The organism is Streptomyces sp. JLYT201 (assembly GCF_059448825.1).
This window is the reverse complement of the sequence record NZ_CM182551.1, coordinates 3,352,411-3,368,296: the sequence shown is the minus strand read 5'-3', so window position 1 is coordinate 3,368,296 and position 15,886 is coordinate 3,352,411. Positions and strand designations below refer to the sequence as shown.

The following is a 15,886-nucleotide window of genomic DNA, read 5'->3' as shown; positions in this document are numbered from 1 at the left end:
CCGCCTGCCACGGGGAGCCGCCGGGCCCGGGCGCCCGCGCCGCCCCGGCTTCCCCCAGACCTGACCCCGAGGAGTCCCCGTGCTCGCACCGCTGACCGGACCGCCGCGCCACGTCGGCCCGTACCGGCTGCTCGCCCGCATCGGCGCGGGCGGCATGGGGGAGGTCCACCTCGCACGGTCCCGGCCGGGCACGCCGCTCGTCGCCGTGAAGACCGTGCGCTCCGACCTCGACATCGACCACGAGTTCCGGGTCCGCTTCCGCCGGGAGATGGCCGCCGCCCGGGCCGTGTCCGGACCCGGCACCGCGGCCCTCCTCGACGGCGACGCGGACGCCGAGGTGCCGTGGCTCGCCACGGAGTACGTGGCCGGGCCCGCCCTCGGGCAGACCGTGCGGCGCTGCGGCCCGCTGCCCGTCGGCGCGGTGCGCGCGCTCGGCGCCCGGCTCGCCCAGGCCCTCGGCACCGTGCACCTCGCGCAGGTCCTGCACCGCGACCTCAAGCCCGGCAACGTCCTGCTCGCCCCGGACGGGCCGCGGCTCATCGACTTCGGCATCGCGCAGGCCTTCGACGCGACGGCGCTCACCGCCGCGGGCATGATCGTGGGCACGCCCGGCTATCTGGCGCCCGAACAGCTCCTGGGCAGCCACGCGGTGGTGCCCGCTTCCGACGTGTTCGCTCTCGGAGCCGTGCTCGCGTACGCGGCGGGCGGGCGCGGTCCCTTCGACGACCAGGAGATCGCCTCCGTCATCTTCCGCATCACCCAGGGCGACGCCGATCTGTCCGGGGTGCCGCGGGACGACGGCCTGCGGGAGACCGTGGCGGCCTGTCTGGCGCCCGCGCCCGAGGACCGTCCGACCGCCGCGGAGCTCGCCGCCCGCCTCGCGGGGCCGGCGGCGGTGCCCTGGCCGGCCGAGGTCCTGTCCCTGTTCGCCGAGCACCGCGAGGCCGTGCGGCGGTGCGAACGGGAAGCGGCGGCGGGGGAGTTCGCTGCGGCCGACACCGTGACCGGGAGCGGCGCGGGAGCGGGCCGCGCCCCCGCACCCGCGCCGCAGGCCCCGCCCGTCACCCCCGCGCGCGATCCCGGCTCCCCGGCGGCCGGGCCCGCGCGCCGCCGGTGGGTGTGGATCGCCGCCGCCGCGCTGACCGTGTCCGCCGTGACGCTCGCCGCCGTACTCCTGCCGGGAGGCAGCGAAGGCGACGGCGGCCGTGAAGCCGGTGCCTCCGCCTCCCCGGCCGGTCCGTCCGGCGGCGGCGAGCAGAGCCCGCTCGTCGTGTCCGAGTACGGCAACGCGCACCGCACCGGCGACCACGGCCCCGACGGCCTGCGCGCCGCCGCCCGGCCCGAGGGCTGGAAGCCCTGGTCCGTGGCGCGCCCCGCGGGCCTGGACGACCGGGGCGACGGCTGCGTCCTGGCCGACGCCACCCTGGTGTGCCGCGACGGCAAGGGCGCGGCCGCGGGCTTCGACGCGGCAAGCGGGCACCACCGCTGGACGACGCGCGGCTTCCGCGGCCGCACGGACGGGCTGACCGGCATCCAGGCCGTGCCGCCCGAGGCCGACGCCACCGGCCGTGCCGTCTACGTACCGAGCGAACTCGGCGTCACGAAGGTCGACGTGGCGTCCGGCACGGAACGCTGGCGCAGGGCGGCGCCCCCGGGCTCGGGGATCCTCGGGCTCGCGTACGCGAAGGACGTCGTCTACGCCGTCGAGTTCCGCCTCGGCGGCGGCGCTCCGGGCGACGCGCCCGGCACCGGCGTCGTCCGGGCCCGTGCCGCGTCCGACGGCCGCGAGCTGTGGCGGTCCAAGCCGCTGCCCAAGACGGCGGGGCCGCTGGTCGTCGACGGCGGGCGGGTGTTCACGGCCCTGGAGAAGGGCGGCGTCGTCCGCCTGGACGCGCGGACCGGCTCCACCGCCCGCACCGCGTCCGTGCCCTGCGACGACCTGATGCTGCGCGACCGGTCGTCGCTGGTGTGCTGGAGCCAGGGGCGCGCGGGCGTGCGTGAGCTCGACCCCGCGACCCTGCGCACCCGGCGGGTCCTCGCGCCCGGCGTGCGCCCCTCGGGCCCGCGCCCGGTGCTCGGCCCGGCGGGCGTGCTCGTCGTGGCGAGCGACAGCCCCGAGCCGGACGCCGTCATCGAGCACGAGCTGAGCGCCTACGACTGGCGCACCGGCAAGCGCCGCTGGCGCTACGGCGCCCCGGACGACCTGGTCGCGCTGGCGCTCGCGGGCGACCGGGTGCTGTCCGCGGGCGCGTTCGAGATCCGCGGCCTGCGCCTCGACGGCGACGTCGACACCCTGCGCACCAAGGAGATCCCGAAGGCGGGGCCCACGGGCAGGACGGACCCCTTCGCCACGTTCCGGCATCCGCTGTACGCCGGCGGCGCCGTCTTCACCACGACCGCGGAGGGGAAGGTCGTCTCCGGGAACGCGCCCTGACCCCGCGACCCCGGCGCCCACGACTTGCCTTTGTCCCGGACAAGTTCACGGTCCCGTGGTGGCGGGGCGGCCCGACCCCCTACCGTCGATGGGTCACGTACGTCCTCCGACAGAGGTGCCGCCGTGAAAGCCATCCGTCGCATCACCGTACGTCCCGTCCTGCCCGCCGCCCTCGCCCCGCTCAGCGAACTCTCCCGCAACCTGCGCTGGTCCTGGCACACCGGGACCCGTGACCTCTTCCGCGACGTCGACCCGGCCCTGTGGGAGGCCTCGGGCGGCGACCCCGTGCGCCTGCTCGGCTCCGTGCCCGCGGCCCGCCTCGTCGAGCTGGCCGCCGACGAGGACTTCCTGCGCCGCCTCGGCGAGAGCGCCGACGACCTGCGCGAGTACGTCACCGGCCGCCGCTGGTACCAGGAGCGGCAGGCCGAGCCGCCCGACCCGCCCGGATCCGACCTGCCCGCCGCCGTCGCCTACTTCTCGCCGGAGTTCGGCGTCACGGCCGCCCTGCCGCAGTACTCCGGAGGCCTCGGCATCCTCGCGGGCGACCACCTGAAGGCGGCCAGCGACCTCGGCGTGCCCCTCATCGGCGTCGGACTGCTCTACCGGCACGGCTACTTCCGGCAGTCCCTCACCCGCGACGGCTGGCAGCAGGAGCACTACCCCCTGCTCGACCCGAACGAGCTGCCCCTGACCCTGCTGCGGGAGCCCGACGGCACCCCCGCCCTGGTGCGCCTCGCGCTGCCCGGCGGCCGGGCCCTGCGCGCCCACGTCTGGCAGGCGCAGATCGGCCGCGTGCCGCTGCTGATGCTGGACTCCGACGTCGAGGAGAACGACCCCGGCGCCCGCGAGGTCACCGACCGGCTCTACGGTGGCGGCAGCGAGCACCGGCTGCTCCAGGAGATGCTGCTCGGCATCGGCGGCGTCCGGGCCGTGCGCACCTACTGCCGCCTCACCGGACACCCCGCGCCCGAGGTCTTCCACACCAACGAGGGCCACGCGGGCTTCCTCGGCCTGGAGCGCGTCCACGAACTGGTCCAGGGCGGGCTCGCCTTCGAGGGCGCCCTGGAGTCCGTGCGCGGCGGCACCGTCTTCACCACCCACACGCCGGTGCCCGCCGGGATCGACCGCTTCGACCGCGAGCTGGTCGCCCACCACTTCGGCCCGGACGCCGAACTGCCGGGCATCGACGTCGAGTTGATACTGCGCCTGGGCATGGAGACCTATCCGGGCGGCGACGCCAACGTGTTCAACATGGCCGTGATGGGGCTGCGCCTGGCCCGCGGCGCCAACGGCGTCTCCACGCTGCACGGCAAGGTCAGCCGGGAGATGTTCCAGGGCCTGTGGCCCGGGTTCGACCCCGAGGAGGTGCCGATCACCTCCGTCACCAACGGCGTGCACGCGCCCACCTGGGTGGCTCCCGAGGTGTTCCGGCTCGGCGCCCGGCAGATCGGCGCGCGCCGCACCGACCACGCCCTGTCCGTCGGCGGCTCCGAGCGCTGGGACGCCGTCGCCGACATCCAGGACGCCGACATCTGGCAGCTGCGCCGCGAGCTGCGCGCCCAGCTCGTGGACGAGGTGCGCCGCCGGCTGCACGCGTCCTGGCGGCAGCGCGGCGCCGCCACCGCCGAGCTCGGCTGGATCGACGAGGTCCTGGACCCGGACGTCCTCACCATCGGCTTCGCCCGGCGCGTCCCCTCGTACAAGCGCCTCACGCTGATGCTGCGCGACCAGGACCGGCTCCTGGAACTGCTCACGCGCCCCGAGCGGCCCGTGCAGATCGTCGTCGCGGGCAAGGCGCACCCGGCCGACGACGGCGGCAAGCGGCTCATCCAGGACCTGGTGCGCTTCACCGACGACCCGCGGGTGCGCCACCGCGTCGTCTTTCTGCCCGACTACGGTATGGCGATGGCGCAGAAGCTGTACGCGGGCTGCGACGTGTGGCTGAACAACCCGCTGCGCCCCCTGGAGGCCTGCGGCACCTCCGGCATGAAGGCCGCGCTCAACGGCTGCCTCAACCTGTCGGTCCTGGACGGCTGGTGGGACGAGTGGTTCGAGCCCGACTTCGGCTGGGCGATCCCCACCGCCGACGGCGCGGCCACCGACGACCACCGCCGCGACGACCTGGAGGCGGCCGCCCTCTACGACCTCCTGGAGCGGCGGGTCACCCCCCGCTTCTACGAGCACGGGCCCGAAGGGCTGCCCGACCGCTGGATCGAGATGGTGCGGCGGACCCTGACCCGGCTCGGCCCGAAGGTCCTCGCCGGGCGCATGGTGCGGGAGTACGTGGAGCGCCTGTACGTGCCCGCCGCGCGCTCCCACCGCGTGCTCGACGCGGACGCCGCCACCGGGTTCGCCGCGTGGAAGAACCGGGTCCGCGCGGCCTGGCCGGGCGTCGCCGTCGACCACGTCGAGGCCACGGCCGCGGGCGCCACCGCGGAGCTCGGCGCGACCCTCGCGCTGCGGGTGCGCGTCCGGCTCGGCGAGCTGTCCTGCGACGACGTCGAGGTGCAGGCCATCGCGGGCCGCGTCGACCCCGAGGACCACATCGCCGACGCCACCCCGGTGCCCCTGAAGCCCACCGGCGCCCCCGACGCCGGGGGCCGTCTGCTGTACGAGGGCCCCCTGGCCCTGGACCGCACCGGCCCCTTCGGCTACACGGTCCGCATCCTGCCGTCCCACCGCCTCCTGGCGAACGGCGCGGAACTCGGCCTGGTGGCCGTCCCTTCGGAGGTGACGGGGGAGGCGGCGGGCGTCTTGATGCGCTAGCGCGAAAATGGTGCGGGCGGCATCCAGGGGGTCTCCCCGGATGCCGCCCGGCTCAACGGGTTACTTGACGTTCACGCCGGTCCAGGCGGCGGCAACTGCCTTCGCCTCGGCGGAGGTGGCGCCGTACAGGTCGCTCGCGGCCTTCACGGTGTCCTTGCGCGCCTGCGCGTAGTCCGTGGTCGAGGTGAAGTACGTCGACAGGGCCTTGAACCAGATCTTCTCGGCCTTGTCGCGCCCGATGCCGGTGACCTTGGAGCCGTCCTTGGTCGGGCTGTCGTACGACACGCCGTTGATCGTCTTCTGGCCGCTGCCCTCGCTCAGCAGGTAGAAGAAGTGGTTGGCGATGCCGGAGGAGTAGTGGACGTCGACGTTGCCGGCGTTGCTGCTCCAGTAGTCGAGCGACGAGCCGTCCTTGGAGGGCTTGTCCATGTAGCGCAGCGGGGTGCCGTCGCCGTTGATGTCGATCTTCTCGCCGACGAGGTAGTCGCCCTTGTCCAGGCTGTTGTTGGCCTTGAACTCGACGGCGGCGGCGAAGATGTCGCTGGTGGCCTCGTTCAGGCCGCCGGACTCGCCGCTGTACTCCATGTTGCCGGTGGCCGAGGTGACGCCGTGGGTCATCTCGTGGGCGGCCACGTCGATGGAGGTGAGGGGCTTGGCGTTGCCCTCGCCGTCGCCGTACGTCATGCAGAAGCAGGAGTCCTGCCAGAACGCGTTGACGTAGGCGTTGCCGTAGTGCACGCGGGACGTGGCACCCTTGCCGTCGCCCTTGATGCCGCTGCGGCCGTGCACGGACTTGTAGTAGTCCCAGGTGAGGCCCGCGCCGTAGGCGGCGTCGACGGCGGCGGTCTGGGTGTTGGAGGGCTTGCCGGTGCCCCAGACGTCGTCGGCGTCGGTGTAGAGCTTGCCGCCGCTGGAGCCGTGGTTGAGGTCGTACGTCTTGTGGTTGCCGCGCCCGGAGTCGGTCAGCTGGAAGGTGCTGCCGCTCTTGACGGAGCCGACCGTGACCTTGCCGCTGTACTGGCTGTTGCCGGTGCCGGTCTCGATGGCCTGGTACTGGTACAGCTTCTTGCCGGTGGCCGCGTCGGTGATGACGTGCAGCTCGCTGGGCGTGCCGTCCTTCTGGACGCCGGTGACGACCGTCTCGTAGGCGAGCGTGGGCGTGCCCTCGGCGGCCCAGACGACCTTGCGCGGCGCGCGCGGGTCGGCCTTCGCGGTGTCGCCGGTCTTGGCGGCCGTCGACTTGGCGGAGGCGGCCACGGACTTCGGGGCCAGCTTCGCGTCGGTCGAGGCGACCTTGATGGTGGCCTTGGTCGCCTTGCTGACGCCCTTGACCGAGCCGTCCTTCGCGGTGTGGACGACGAGGTCGCCGCCGAGGACGGGCAGTCCGGCGTAGGTGCGCTCGTAGCGGGTGTGCGTGGTGCCGTCGCGGTCCTTGACGACGTCGCGGACGACCAGCTTCTCCTTCGCCCCGAGGCCGATGCGGTCGGCGGTGGCCGCGGCCTTCTCCTCGGCGCCCTGCAGCAGGTCGGCGCGGGCGGTGGCGGAGAGCGTGGCGGGCGCGGCGGCGGGGGCCGGGGCGGCGGCTCTGGCGGTGTCGGGCTGTGCGGAGGCGCCGGTGGTCATTCCGGCGGTGAGCAGCGCTCCGGCGGCGACGGCGGTGGCGATGGCCAGAGTGGAACGCTTCGATATGTGGGGGGTCACGCATGCTCCTTGTGTGAAGGCCCGGATGGCATGGGGGACCACCCGGGCCGAACTGGTGCTGTGCGGATGAACTGGTGTGCCGTGCGTGAGCAGCGTGCCATTTGAGCCAGGTACATGTCAGGACCTTGACCGAATGTTGGCCAGATTGCGTCCGTTGGCCGATGGTCAAGGTCCGTCATGCGAACACCGCGTGAACGGACCGCCGGATGCGCTCACGCGGTGAACTGCGGCGCCGCCCCGGAGGGTTGGTGGTTCCGGGCTCCCCGGAGCGGCGCCGACCGCGTCGGCTAGGGGCGTGCGCCGACGTTGACGGCCGCCCAGGCGTTGGCGACCGCGGTGTACTCGGCGCTCGACGTGCCGTAGAGCTCGCCGGCGGCGGCCAGCGTGCCGGTGCGCGCCGCCGCGTAGTTGGTGGTCGTGGTGAACTTCGTGGTGAGTGCCCTGAACCAGATCTTGGCGGCCTTGTCGATGCCGATTCCGGTCACAGGCTTGTTGTCATACGTCGGCGAGTCGTACGAAACGCCGTTGATGACCTTCTTTCCACTGCCTTCGCTCAGCAGGTAGAAGAAGTGGTTGGCGATGCCGGAGGAGTAGTGGACGTCCACGTTCCCGGCGGTGCTGCGCCAGTTGTCCAGCGACGAGCCGTCCTTGGAGGGCTTGTCCATGTAGCGCAGCGGGGTGCCGTTGCCGCGGATGTCGATCTTCTCGCCGACCAGGTAGTCGCCGACGTCCGAGGCGTTCTTGGCGTTGAACTCGACGGCGGCGGCGAAGATGTCGCTGGTCGCCTCGTTCAGGCCGCCGGGCTCGCGGCTGTACGTCATGTTGCCGGTCGCGGAGGTGACGCCGTGGGTCATCTCGTGGGCGGCCACGTCGATGGAGGTGAGGGGCTTGGAGTTGCCCGAGCCGTCGCCGTACGTCATGCAGAAGCAGGAGTCCTGCCAGAACGCGTTGACGTAGTTGTTGCCGTAGTGCACGCGTGAGGTGGCGCCGCGGCCGTCGTTCTTGATGCCGTTGCGGCCGTGCACGTTCTTGTAGTAGTCCCAGGTCAGGGCCGCGCCGTAGTGGGCGTCCGTGCCCGCGGTCTCGGCGTTGGAGGCCTGGCCGTTGCCCCAGATGTCGTCCGGGCCCGAGAACAGGGTGCCGTTGCCGGACGTGCTGCGGTTCAGGTTGGTCGTCTTGTGGTTGCCGCGCGCGGTGTCGGTGAGCGTGTACTGCGAGCCCGACTGCTGCGTGGTGAGCTGGACCTGGCCGCTGTACTGCGTGTTGCCGGTGCCCTCGTGGACGCCCTGCCACTCGCCGAGCTTCTTGCCGGTCCTGGCGTCGGTCACCACGTGCAGCTCGTTCGGGGTGCCGTCCTTCTGGAAGCCGCCGACCACCGTCTCGTAGGCGAGCTTCGGGGCGCCGCCCCTGCTGTCCCCGAGCCAGATGACCTTGCGCGGCTTCTGGGACGCCTTGAGCTTGGTGGAGCCGTCCGCCTTGGAGACGCCGAGGGCCTGCTTCTCGGCGCTCGCCGCCTTGACGTCGGCGCTCGTGCCGAGGCCCGTGAGGCGGGCCTTCGAGGCGCGGATGACGTCCTTGACCGCGCCCGACTTGGCGGTGGCCACGACGAGGTCGCCGCCGAGCACGGGGAGTCCGGCGTAGGTGCGCTCGTAGCGGGTGTGCGTGGTGCCGTCGCGGTCCTTGATGACGTCGCGGACGACCAGCTTCTCCTTCGCGCCGAGGTCGATGCGCTCGGCGGTGGCGGCGGTCGAGGCGTCCGCCGCGCGGATCAGCTCGGCCCGCTGCGACGGGGAGAGCTGCTGCGGCATGGCACCGGCGTTGGCCTTGGTGCCGGCCGCGGCCTGGTCGGCCGACGCGGTGGTGGCCTGGACGGTCACGCCGAGCAGGGCGGCGGCGGCGACGAACGCGCCGATGGCGGTGGCACGCCGGTGGGAGGGGGTTCTGCGGGATGTGGGGGATGTGCTCAACACGGACTCCTTCTGCGCGGCCACGGGGGTGCGTGGCCTGTGGCGACCCGGCGGCGGGTGACCGGCCGGGCAGAGCAGGGCAGTACGTGGTGCCTGGCGCGCGCCGCGCCGCTTGGGGGGACGCGCCGCGCGCGGGAGCCGCCGGTGCGTGAGCTCCTGTGCGACTGGTGAGGGGAAGAGTGCCATTCGAGACAGGTACATGTCATTCAGTTGGCGTACTTTGGCTGGAATACGTCCGGTGCGTGGGTTCGGGCGTCCGTTATGCGGCGCAAAGGGCGGCTGCGGTCAGCCGCCCTTTGCGCCGCGGGGCCCTCTTGTGCTGTCTGCGCCTGCTTCTCGCCAACTGCGGGTCGTTCGTGGCTGGGCGCGCAGTTCCCCGCGCCCCTTCGGGGGCGCGCCCACGCGGCGGAGCCGCACATCGGCGCGGCCCCCCCGCCCCTTCGGGGCGCTTCAGCTCACCACGCTCTCTCGCCAGGCCTTGTGGAGTTGGGCGAAGGGGCCCGTGGACGCGATCAGTTCGGCGGGGGTGCCGTCCTCGACGACGCGGCCGTGCTCCATGACCAGGACGCGGTCGGCGATCTCCACCGTGGACAGGCGGTGGGCGATCACGACCGCCGTGCGACCGCGCAGGACCGTGTCCATCGCCCGCTGCACGGCCCGCTCCCCGGGGATGTCCAGGGAGCTGGTGGCCTCGTCGAGGATCAGCACGGCCGGGTCCGCGAGCAGCGCGCGGGCGAACGCCACGAGCTGGCGCTGCCCGGCCGAGATGCGGCCGCCCCGCTTGCGCACGTCCGTGTCGTAGCCGTCGGGCAGGGCCGCGATGAAGTCGTGGGCGCCGATCGCCTTCGCGGCGCGTTCGATCTCCTCACGGGTGGCTTCCGGGCGGCCGATCGCGATGTTCTCCGCGACCGTGCCGGAGAACAGGAACGCCTCCTGCGTGACCATTACGACGCCGCGTCTGAGGTCGGCCGTCGCCAGCTCGCGCAGGTCCACGCCGTCGAGCAGGACCTGGCCCTCGGTGGGGTCGTAGAACCGGGCCAGGAGCTTGGCGAGCGTCGACTTGCCCGCGCCCGTGGAGCCGACGACGGCGACGGTCTGCCCGGCGGGCAGCGTGAGGTCGAAGCGCGGCAGGACCTCGCCGCCCGTCCGGTACGCGAACCGCACGCCGTCGAACACGACCGTGCGGCCCGGGTGTTCACCGGCCAGGTCGGGCAGCGGGCGCGCGGCCGACTGCTCCGGCTCCGGCACGGTCGGCGTCTGCGCGAGCAGCCCCGCGATCTTCTCCAGGGACGCCGCCGCGGACTGGTAGGAGTTGAGGAACATCCCGAGCCGGTCGATCGGGTCGTAGAGGCGCCGCAGATACAGCACGGCCGCCGCCAGGACACCGAGGGCGAGGGTGCCCTCGGCGACGCGGTAGGCGCCCCACAGGACGATTCCGGCCACCGAGGTGTTGGCCACGAGCCGCGAGCCCACCACGTACCGGGCCATCTCCAGGAGCGCGTCGCCGTTCACGCGCTCGTGCTCGCGGTTCAGGGCGGCGAACCGTTCGTCGTTGGCCCGCTCGCGCCGGAAGGCCCGCACCGGCCGGATGCCGTTCATCGTCTCCGTGAACTTCACGATCACGGCGGCGATCGCCGTGGAGCGGACCCGGTACACCTTGGCCGCGCGGCGCTGGAAGAGCCGGATCAGCAGGTACAGCGGCACGAACGAGGCCACCGCGACCGCGCCGAGGCCGAGGTCGAGCCAGAGCAGCAGCGCCGCGATGTAGACGAAGGACAGGATGACCGTGAGCAGTTCCTGGAGGCCCTCGCTGAGCAGCTCGCGCAGCGACTCGACGTCCGTCGTGGACCGGGAGATCAGCCGCCCGGAGGTGTACCGCTCGTGGAAGTCCACGCTGAGCGCCTGCGCGTGCCGGAAGATCCGCCCGCGCAGATCGAGCAGCACGTCCTGGTTCACCCGCGCCGAGGCCAGGATGAAGGCGTACTGGAGCGCGCCGGAGAGCGCCGCGGAGAGGCCGTAGCCGACGCCGACGGCGATCAGCGGGCCGTAGTCGTCCTTGCGCACGGCGGGCACGGCCGAGTCGATGGCGTACGCCACCAGCAGCGGGCCCGTCTGGACGGCGGCCTGCTGCAGGAGCAGCAGCACGGCGGCCAGCGCGACCCGGCCGCGCCGCGGCGCGAGCAGCGACCGCAGCAGCCGCCGGGTCGCGCCGGGCGCCGTGGGCAGCGTGTCCTGGTCGAAGTCGTCGAGGCCTTGCGTACTCACTGGGATCCCCCCGACATCAGCCACGCGTACTCGGCGTTGTCCCGCAGCAGTTCCTGATGGGTGCCCACGGCGGCGACGCGGCCGCCGGAGAGCAGGGCGACGCGGTCCGCGAGCAGCACCGTCGACGGGCGGTGGGCCACCACCAGGGCGGTGGTGTCCTTCAGAACGCGCCGCAGCGCCGCCTCGACCAGCGCCTCGGTGTGCACGTCGAGCGCCGACAGCGGGTCGTCGAGGACCAGGAACCTCGGCCGCCCCACGACCGCGCGGGCCAGGGCCAGCCGCTGCCGCTGGCCGCCGGACAGGCTCAGGCCCTGCTCACCGACCTGGGTCCGCGCGCCCTGCGGAAGCTCGTGCACGAAGTCGGCCTGCGCGACGGACAGGGCGTGGCCGAGCTCGCGCTCCCCGGCGTCGGGACCGGCCCCCATGAGGACGTTCTCGCCGACGGACGCCGAGAACAGGGTGGGCTCCTCGAAGGCCACCGACACCAGCTCCCGCACCCGCTGCCGGGGCAGGGCGGCGATGTCCTCGCCGTCGAGCGTGATGCGGCCGCCGCTGACGTCGTGCAGCCGGGGCACGAGGGCGGTGAGCGTGGTCTTGCCGCTGCCGGTGGCGCCCACCAGGGCCATCGTCTCGCCCGTACGGACGTGCAGATCGATGTGGGACAGGACCGGCGGCGTCTCCTCGTCCGCGTCCGGATAGCGGAAGGAGACCCCTTCGAAGCGCATCCCGTCGGCGGCCTGCGGCGCGCTCCCGGCGACGGCTTCCGCGTCGGACTCCGGCTCCGCGTCGAGCACTTCGAAGTACCGCTCCGTGGCCGTCGCCGCCTCCTGGCTCATCGCGAGCAGGAAGCCCATCGACTCCACCGGCCAGCGCAGCGCGAGCGCCGTGGACAGGAATGCCACCAGGGTGCCCGCCGACAGGTCGCCGTCGGCGACCTGCACGGAGCCGAGCACGAGCGCCGCCCCGATGGCCAGCTCCGGCAGCGTCGTGATGACGCCCCAGATCGCGGCGAGCAGCCGGGCCTTGGCCAGCTCCGTGCCGCGCAGGGTCCGCGACAGGTCGCGGAACGCCCGTGCCTGGCTGCGGTGGCGCCCGAAGCCCTTGATGATGCGGATGCCGAGGACGCTCTCCTCGACGACCGTGGTCAGATCGCCCACCTGGTCCTGCGCGCGGCGCGCCACGTCGGCGAACCGGGCCTCGAAGTACGACACGACGACCACCAGCGGCACCACCGGCGCGAGCAGCACCAGGCCGAGCGTCCAGTCCTGGGCGAGGAGGAGGGCCACACCGACCAGGATCGTCGCGCCGTTCACCACCATGAAGGTCAGGGGGAAGGCGAGGAAAAGGCGGATCAGCATCAGGTCCGTCGTGCCGCGCGAGAGCAGCTGGCCCGAGGCCCAGCGGTCGTGGAAGGCCACCGGCAGCCGCTGGAGGTGCTGGAACAGGTCCGCCCGCATCGACGCCTCGACCCCCGCGAGCGGCCGCGCCACCAGCCACCGCCGGAAGCCGAAGAGCAGCGCCTCCGCGACGCCGAGGCCGAGCAGGAGCAGCGCTCCGAGCCAGACCCCCGCGGTGTCCCCGTCGGCCACCGGCCCGTCCACCATCCACTTCAGGACGAGCGGGAAGACCAGGCTCATACAGGAGGCCACGACGGCGACAAGAGCGGCCCAGAACAGGCGCTTTCGGACAGGGCGGACGTACGGCCACAGGCGCGTGAGCGTCCGGACGGCCGACCGGCCGCCTCCGGCGGATTCGAGTGTGGTGGACATCAGGGGTGAGCCTACGTTTCACCACTGACAGCGCCCACTGGGTTTCGTCCCGTACGCCGTCCTCCGCTGGTCCTAGGACCTTGGTCCCCACCCCTTCGAGCTGCGGGAACGCGGGTCCGCCGACGTGTACGTGCCCCCGGCGACGAGATGCTGAGCTCCCGCGGACGGGAAGGGCTCGCACTCGTCGCCGGGGGCACGCCCCACCGTGGCGCCGCCGGCGGACCGGCCACTGTCGACGCCTCGGTCAAGACCCATCTCGCCCATGCGCACGGCGAGTCGGACGTCAGGACCGGGCCGCGGTCGTATCGGAGGGGTACGCCGCGGCATCCTCGGCCGGCCCTCCGTGGCGCAGTGGGCCGGCCGAGACCGGAATCCGGTCCTCGCGGACCGCGCACCCCCCGGGGCGCGGCCCGCTCAGCCCTGGGTCCTTACCCGCGCTCCCACAACGCGGGGGTGTTCGGGGGCTCCCAGCCCTCCTGTGCCTGGTGCGGCTGGAGGCAGCGGAAGGTCTCGCCGCCGTACGTGACCGTGTCACCGGCCGCGTAGACGGAGCCCGCCGCCCAGGTGCCGCTCGGGTCGCCGGGGCCGGGTCCTGGCCCCGGGTCCTCGCCGCCCGTGGTCTTCAGCGTCAGCTGGAACTGCTGAAGGAGCGGATTGATCGGCTGGTAGAACGTCGTGCCGCCGGAGCTGCAGTTGCCCGAGCCGCCCGAGGTGACGCCCTGCGCCTGGCTGCCGGAGATGTACGAGCCGCCGGAGTCGCCGGGCTCGGCGCACACCGTCGTCCGGGTCACGCCGTTGATGGTGCCCTCGGGGTAGGTGACGCTGGTGTTGTGCTGCGAGATCGTGCCGCAGTGCCATCCGGTGGTCGACCCGGAGCGGCAGATGGAGGCACCCACCGGCGACTGCGTCGAGCCCGCGACACCCACGCGCGTGCCGCCCTGGCCCTTGACGTACGGGGTCGACGTCCACTGCGAGTTCGCGGCCACCCACGCCATGTCGCGGCCCGGGAAGATCGAGCCGCGGAAGGTGCCCTGCGCGACCCGGTTGTAACCCTGCGTGGCCGTGCCCGCGCGGCCGCAGTGGCCCGCCGTGGCGAAGCCCTGCGTGGACCCCTGCGTGATCGGGAACCCGACCGAGCAGCGGCCGCCCATGTAGTACGCGTCGCCGCCGACGAGGTCGTACAGCGGCCGCGGCCGGTCCTGGGTCCGCACCACGCGCACCAGGTCGCGGTCCACGCCCGCGGCGGCCACGAGCCGGTGGGCGGCGGTGGCCCGCACGGCGGCCACGACGACCGCGTTGGCCTTGACGTCGACGTACCAGACCGGGGCGTCCAGCGTCTTCGTCCTCTTCGCGGCCCGGTCGAGCGCGGCCTTCGCCGCGTCGAGCCGGGCGAGGGCGTGGTCGACGACCCGGGCCTTCGCGCCCTTGGCCGTGATGGCGGGGACGTCCGCGCGGTCGGTGGTCGCCACCGTGAGCGTGCCCGAGGTGGCGCCCTGGACCCAGGCGCCCGCGAAGTCACGGCCGAGGGCGTTGCGCAGCGCGCCCGCGACCGCGCCCGCCTCGGCCTCGTTGACGAGACGCGCCTCGGCCTGCGTGGGGGTGAGGCCGAGGTCGCGCTGCATGGCCTTGAGCACCGCGGGCGACGTCCTGGCCACGGAGGCGGTGTCGGCGGGGGACGGGGAGTCGGCGTGGGCGGAGCCGGGGATCGAGGCGAAGACGAGGGCGCCGGCGGCCACGAAGGCGGCGCCGGCCGCGGCCAGGCCGCGGCGGTCGGTACATTTCCTGAGGAAGGGGGAGGCATCTCTGAACTGCATGGGGGTCTCCTCGGTGTGTCATCGGGGAGGGGGGGACCCGTAGAGCGGGGAAGTGGGATCCGCCCTCTCTCCGGTCGCCCATACCGTAGAAGTCTCAACAGCCGCTCAGTAGATGCCAGTTACCCCCCTGGTCCCGTGTTATGGCCCCCGCCACCGGCTGTTCATCCCCGCCGGCCCGGCGGCCTAGCCCACGTCGGCCCCGGGCGACGCCAGCCACGCCGAGTAGCTCTCGCTGCGGGCGGCCGCCTCCGCGTGCGCGGCCCGCGCGTGCGCGAACACCTCCGCCGCGGTGTCGTGCGCGTACGTCTCGGGGTGCCACCCCAGCAGATGCCGCCAGTACAGGGGCGTGCCCGCGAGGGGCCGGGTCACGATGCCGCCCGTCGGCGGAAACGTCGCGCGGCACAGCCCCACCGCCCGCCCCACCTGCACCAGATGCACGCACGACGCGGTGTCGGTCTCGTACACGGACGACGGCGTGAACCCCGCCCGCGCGCACGCGGCGGTGAAGCAGTCCCCGAAGCACCCGTCGCCCGGCACGTCCGCCCAGGCCTCGTCCGCGAGGTCCCCGAGCTCGATCTGCGGCTCCCCGGCGAGCCGGTGCTCCGTGGCGAGCATGACGAACACCGGGTCCCGCGCCACCTCGCGCCACACGAGCCGCTCGCGCTCCGGCGGCGCGGCGGCCCCGCACGTGCCGACGAGCGCGAAGTCGAGCCGCCCGTCGGCGACCTGCGCCGCGACCTCCCGCTCCGACCAGGAGGTGTACGTGGACACGGACTGCTCGGGGTGCGCGGCGGCGAGCCGGTCGACCAGGCCGCCGAGCAGTGGCCCGTGGGTGCCGCCGAGCCGGAAGCCGCGCCGGTCCTGCCAGCCGCGCGTGAACCGCTCGGCCTCCTCCTGGAGTTCGCTGACGGCGGGCAGCACGATCCGGGCGCGGGCGAGCACGAACTCACCGAGGGGAGTGGGCCGCACCCCGGACCTGCCGCGCTCGAACAGCTCGCCCCCCAGGGCCCGTTCGATCCGTTTCAGCTGGGCGCTGAGCGCGGGCTGGGCGAGGCCGAGCGCGGTGGCTGCCTTCGTCAGGCTGCCCGCGTCGGCGATCGCCCGGATCGTCTTCAGGTGCCGCAACTCCAGGTCCATGCGGTGAGCTTCGTCGGCCTCCGGGGCCGGGGC

At 73.6% G+C, this 15,886-nt stretch carries 8 protein-coding genes; 2 read left to right on the top strand and 6 right to left on the bottom strand.

The window, feature by feature from the left end:
- The first annotated feature begins 79 nt into the window (after positions 1–79).
- Together AC5WAM_RS13340 and glgP are read left to right on the top strand one after the other, a co-directional pair.
- A complete protein-coding gene (locus AC5WAM_RS13340) occupies positions 80–2,434 on the top strand; it encodes a protein kinase domain-containing protein (protein ID WP_495522709.1) in 2,355 nt (784 codons plus the stop codon).
- Positions 2,435–2,557: 123 nt separating this feature from the next.
- Entirely contained in the window at positions 2,558–5,200 is a 2,643-nt protein-coding gene (glgP, locus tag AC5WAM_RS13335; protein ID WP_495522708.1) for an alpha-glucan family phosphorylase, read from the top strand.
- A gap of 60 nt (positions 5,201–5,260) precedes the next feature.
- On the opposite strand, the gene AC5WAM_RS13330 is transcribed toward glgP, so the two are convergent.
- From AC5WAM_RS13330 to AC5WAM_RS13305, 6 genes are all read right to left on the bottom strand, one after another.
- On the bottom strand, positions 5,261–6,901 hold the full coding sequence (locus tag AC5WAM_RS13330; RefSeq protein WP_366790143.1) for a M4 family metallopeptidase: 1,641 nt from the start codon (positions 6,899–6,901) through the stop codon (positions 5,261–5,263).
- Positions 6,902–7,188: 287 nt separating this feature from the next.
- The gene (locus tag AC5WAM_RS13325; RefSeq protein WP_495522707.1) at positions 7,189–8,868 is read right to left on the bottom strand and encodes a M4 family metallopeptidase; all 1,680 of its coding nucleotides are present in this window, start codon (positions 8,866–8,868) and stop codon (positions 7,189–7,191) included.
- Positions 8,869–9,318: 450 nt separating this feature from the next.
- Complete coding sequence (locus AC5WAM_RS13320; protein ID WP_495523577.1) at positions 9,319–11,139, bottom strand: ABC transporter ATP-binding protein; 1,821 nt, start codon at positions 11,137–11,139, stop codon at positions 9,319–9,321.
- Positions 11,130–12,902: an ABC transporter ATP-binding protein gene (locus AC5WAM_RS13315; RefSeq protein ID WP_495522706.1), complete on the bottom strand. Its 1,773-nt coding sequence runs from the start codon at positions 12,900–12,902 to the stop codon at positions 11,130–11,132. The genes AC5WAM_RS13320 and AC5WAM_RS13315 overlap by 10 nt, the downstream gene beginning before the upstream one ends.
- A gap of 428 nt (positions 12,903–13,330) precedes the next feature.
- On the bottom strand, positions 13,331–14,716 hold the full coding sequence (locus AC5WAM_RS13310) for a carbohydrate-binding protein (RefSeq protein ID WP_495522705.1): 1,386 nt from the start codon (positions 14,714–14,716) through the stop codon (positions 13,331–13,333).
- A gap of 183 nt (positions 14,717–14,899) precedes the next feature.
- Positions 14,900–15,853 (bottom strand): LysR family transcriptional regulator, encoded by a 954-nt coding sequence (locus tag AC5WAM_RS13305; protein WP_366790138.1) that lies wholly within the window; start codon positions 15,851–15,853, stop codon positions 14,900–14,902.
- Positions 15,854–15,886 lie beyond the last annotated feature (33 nt).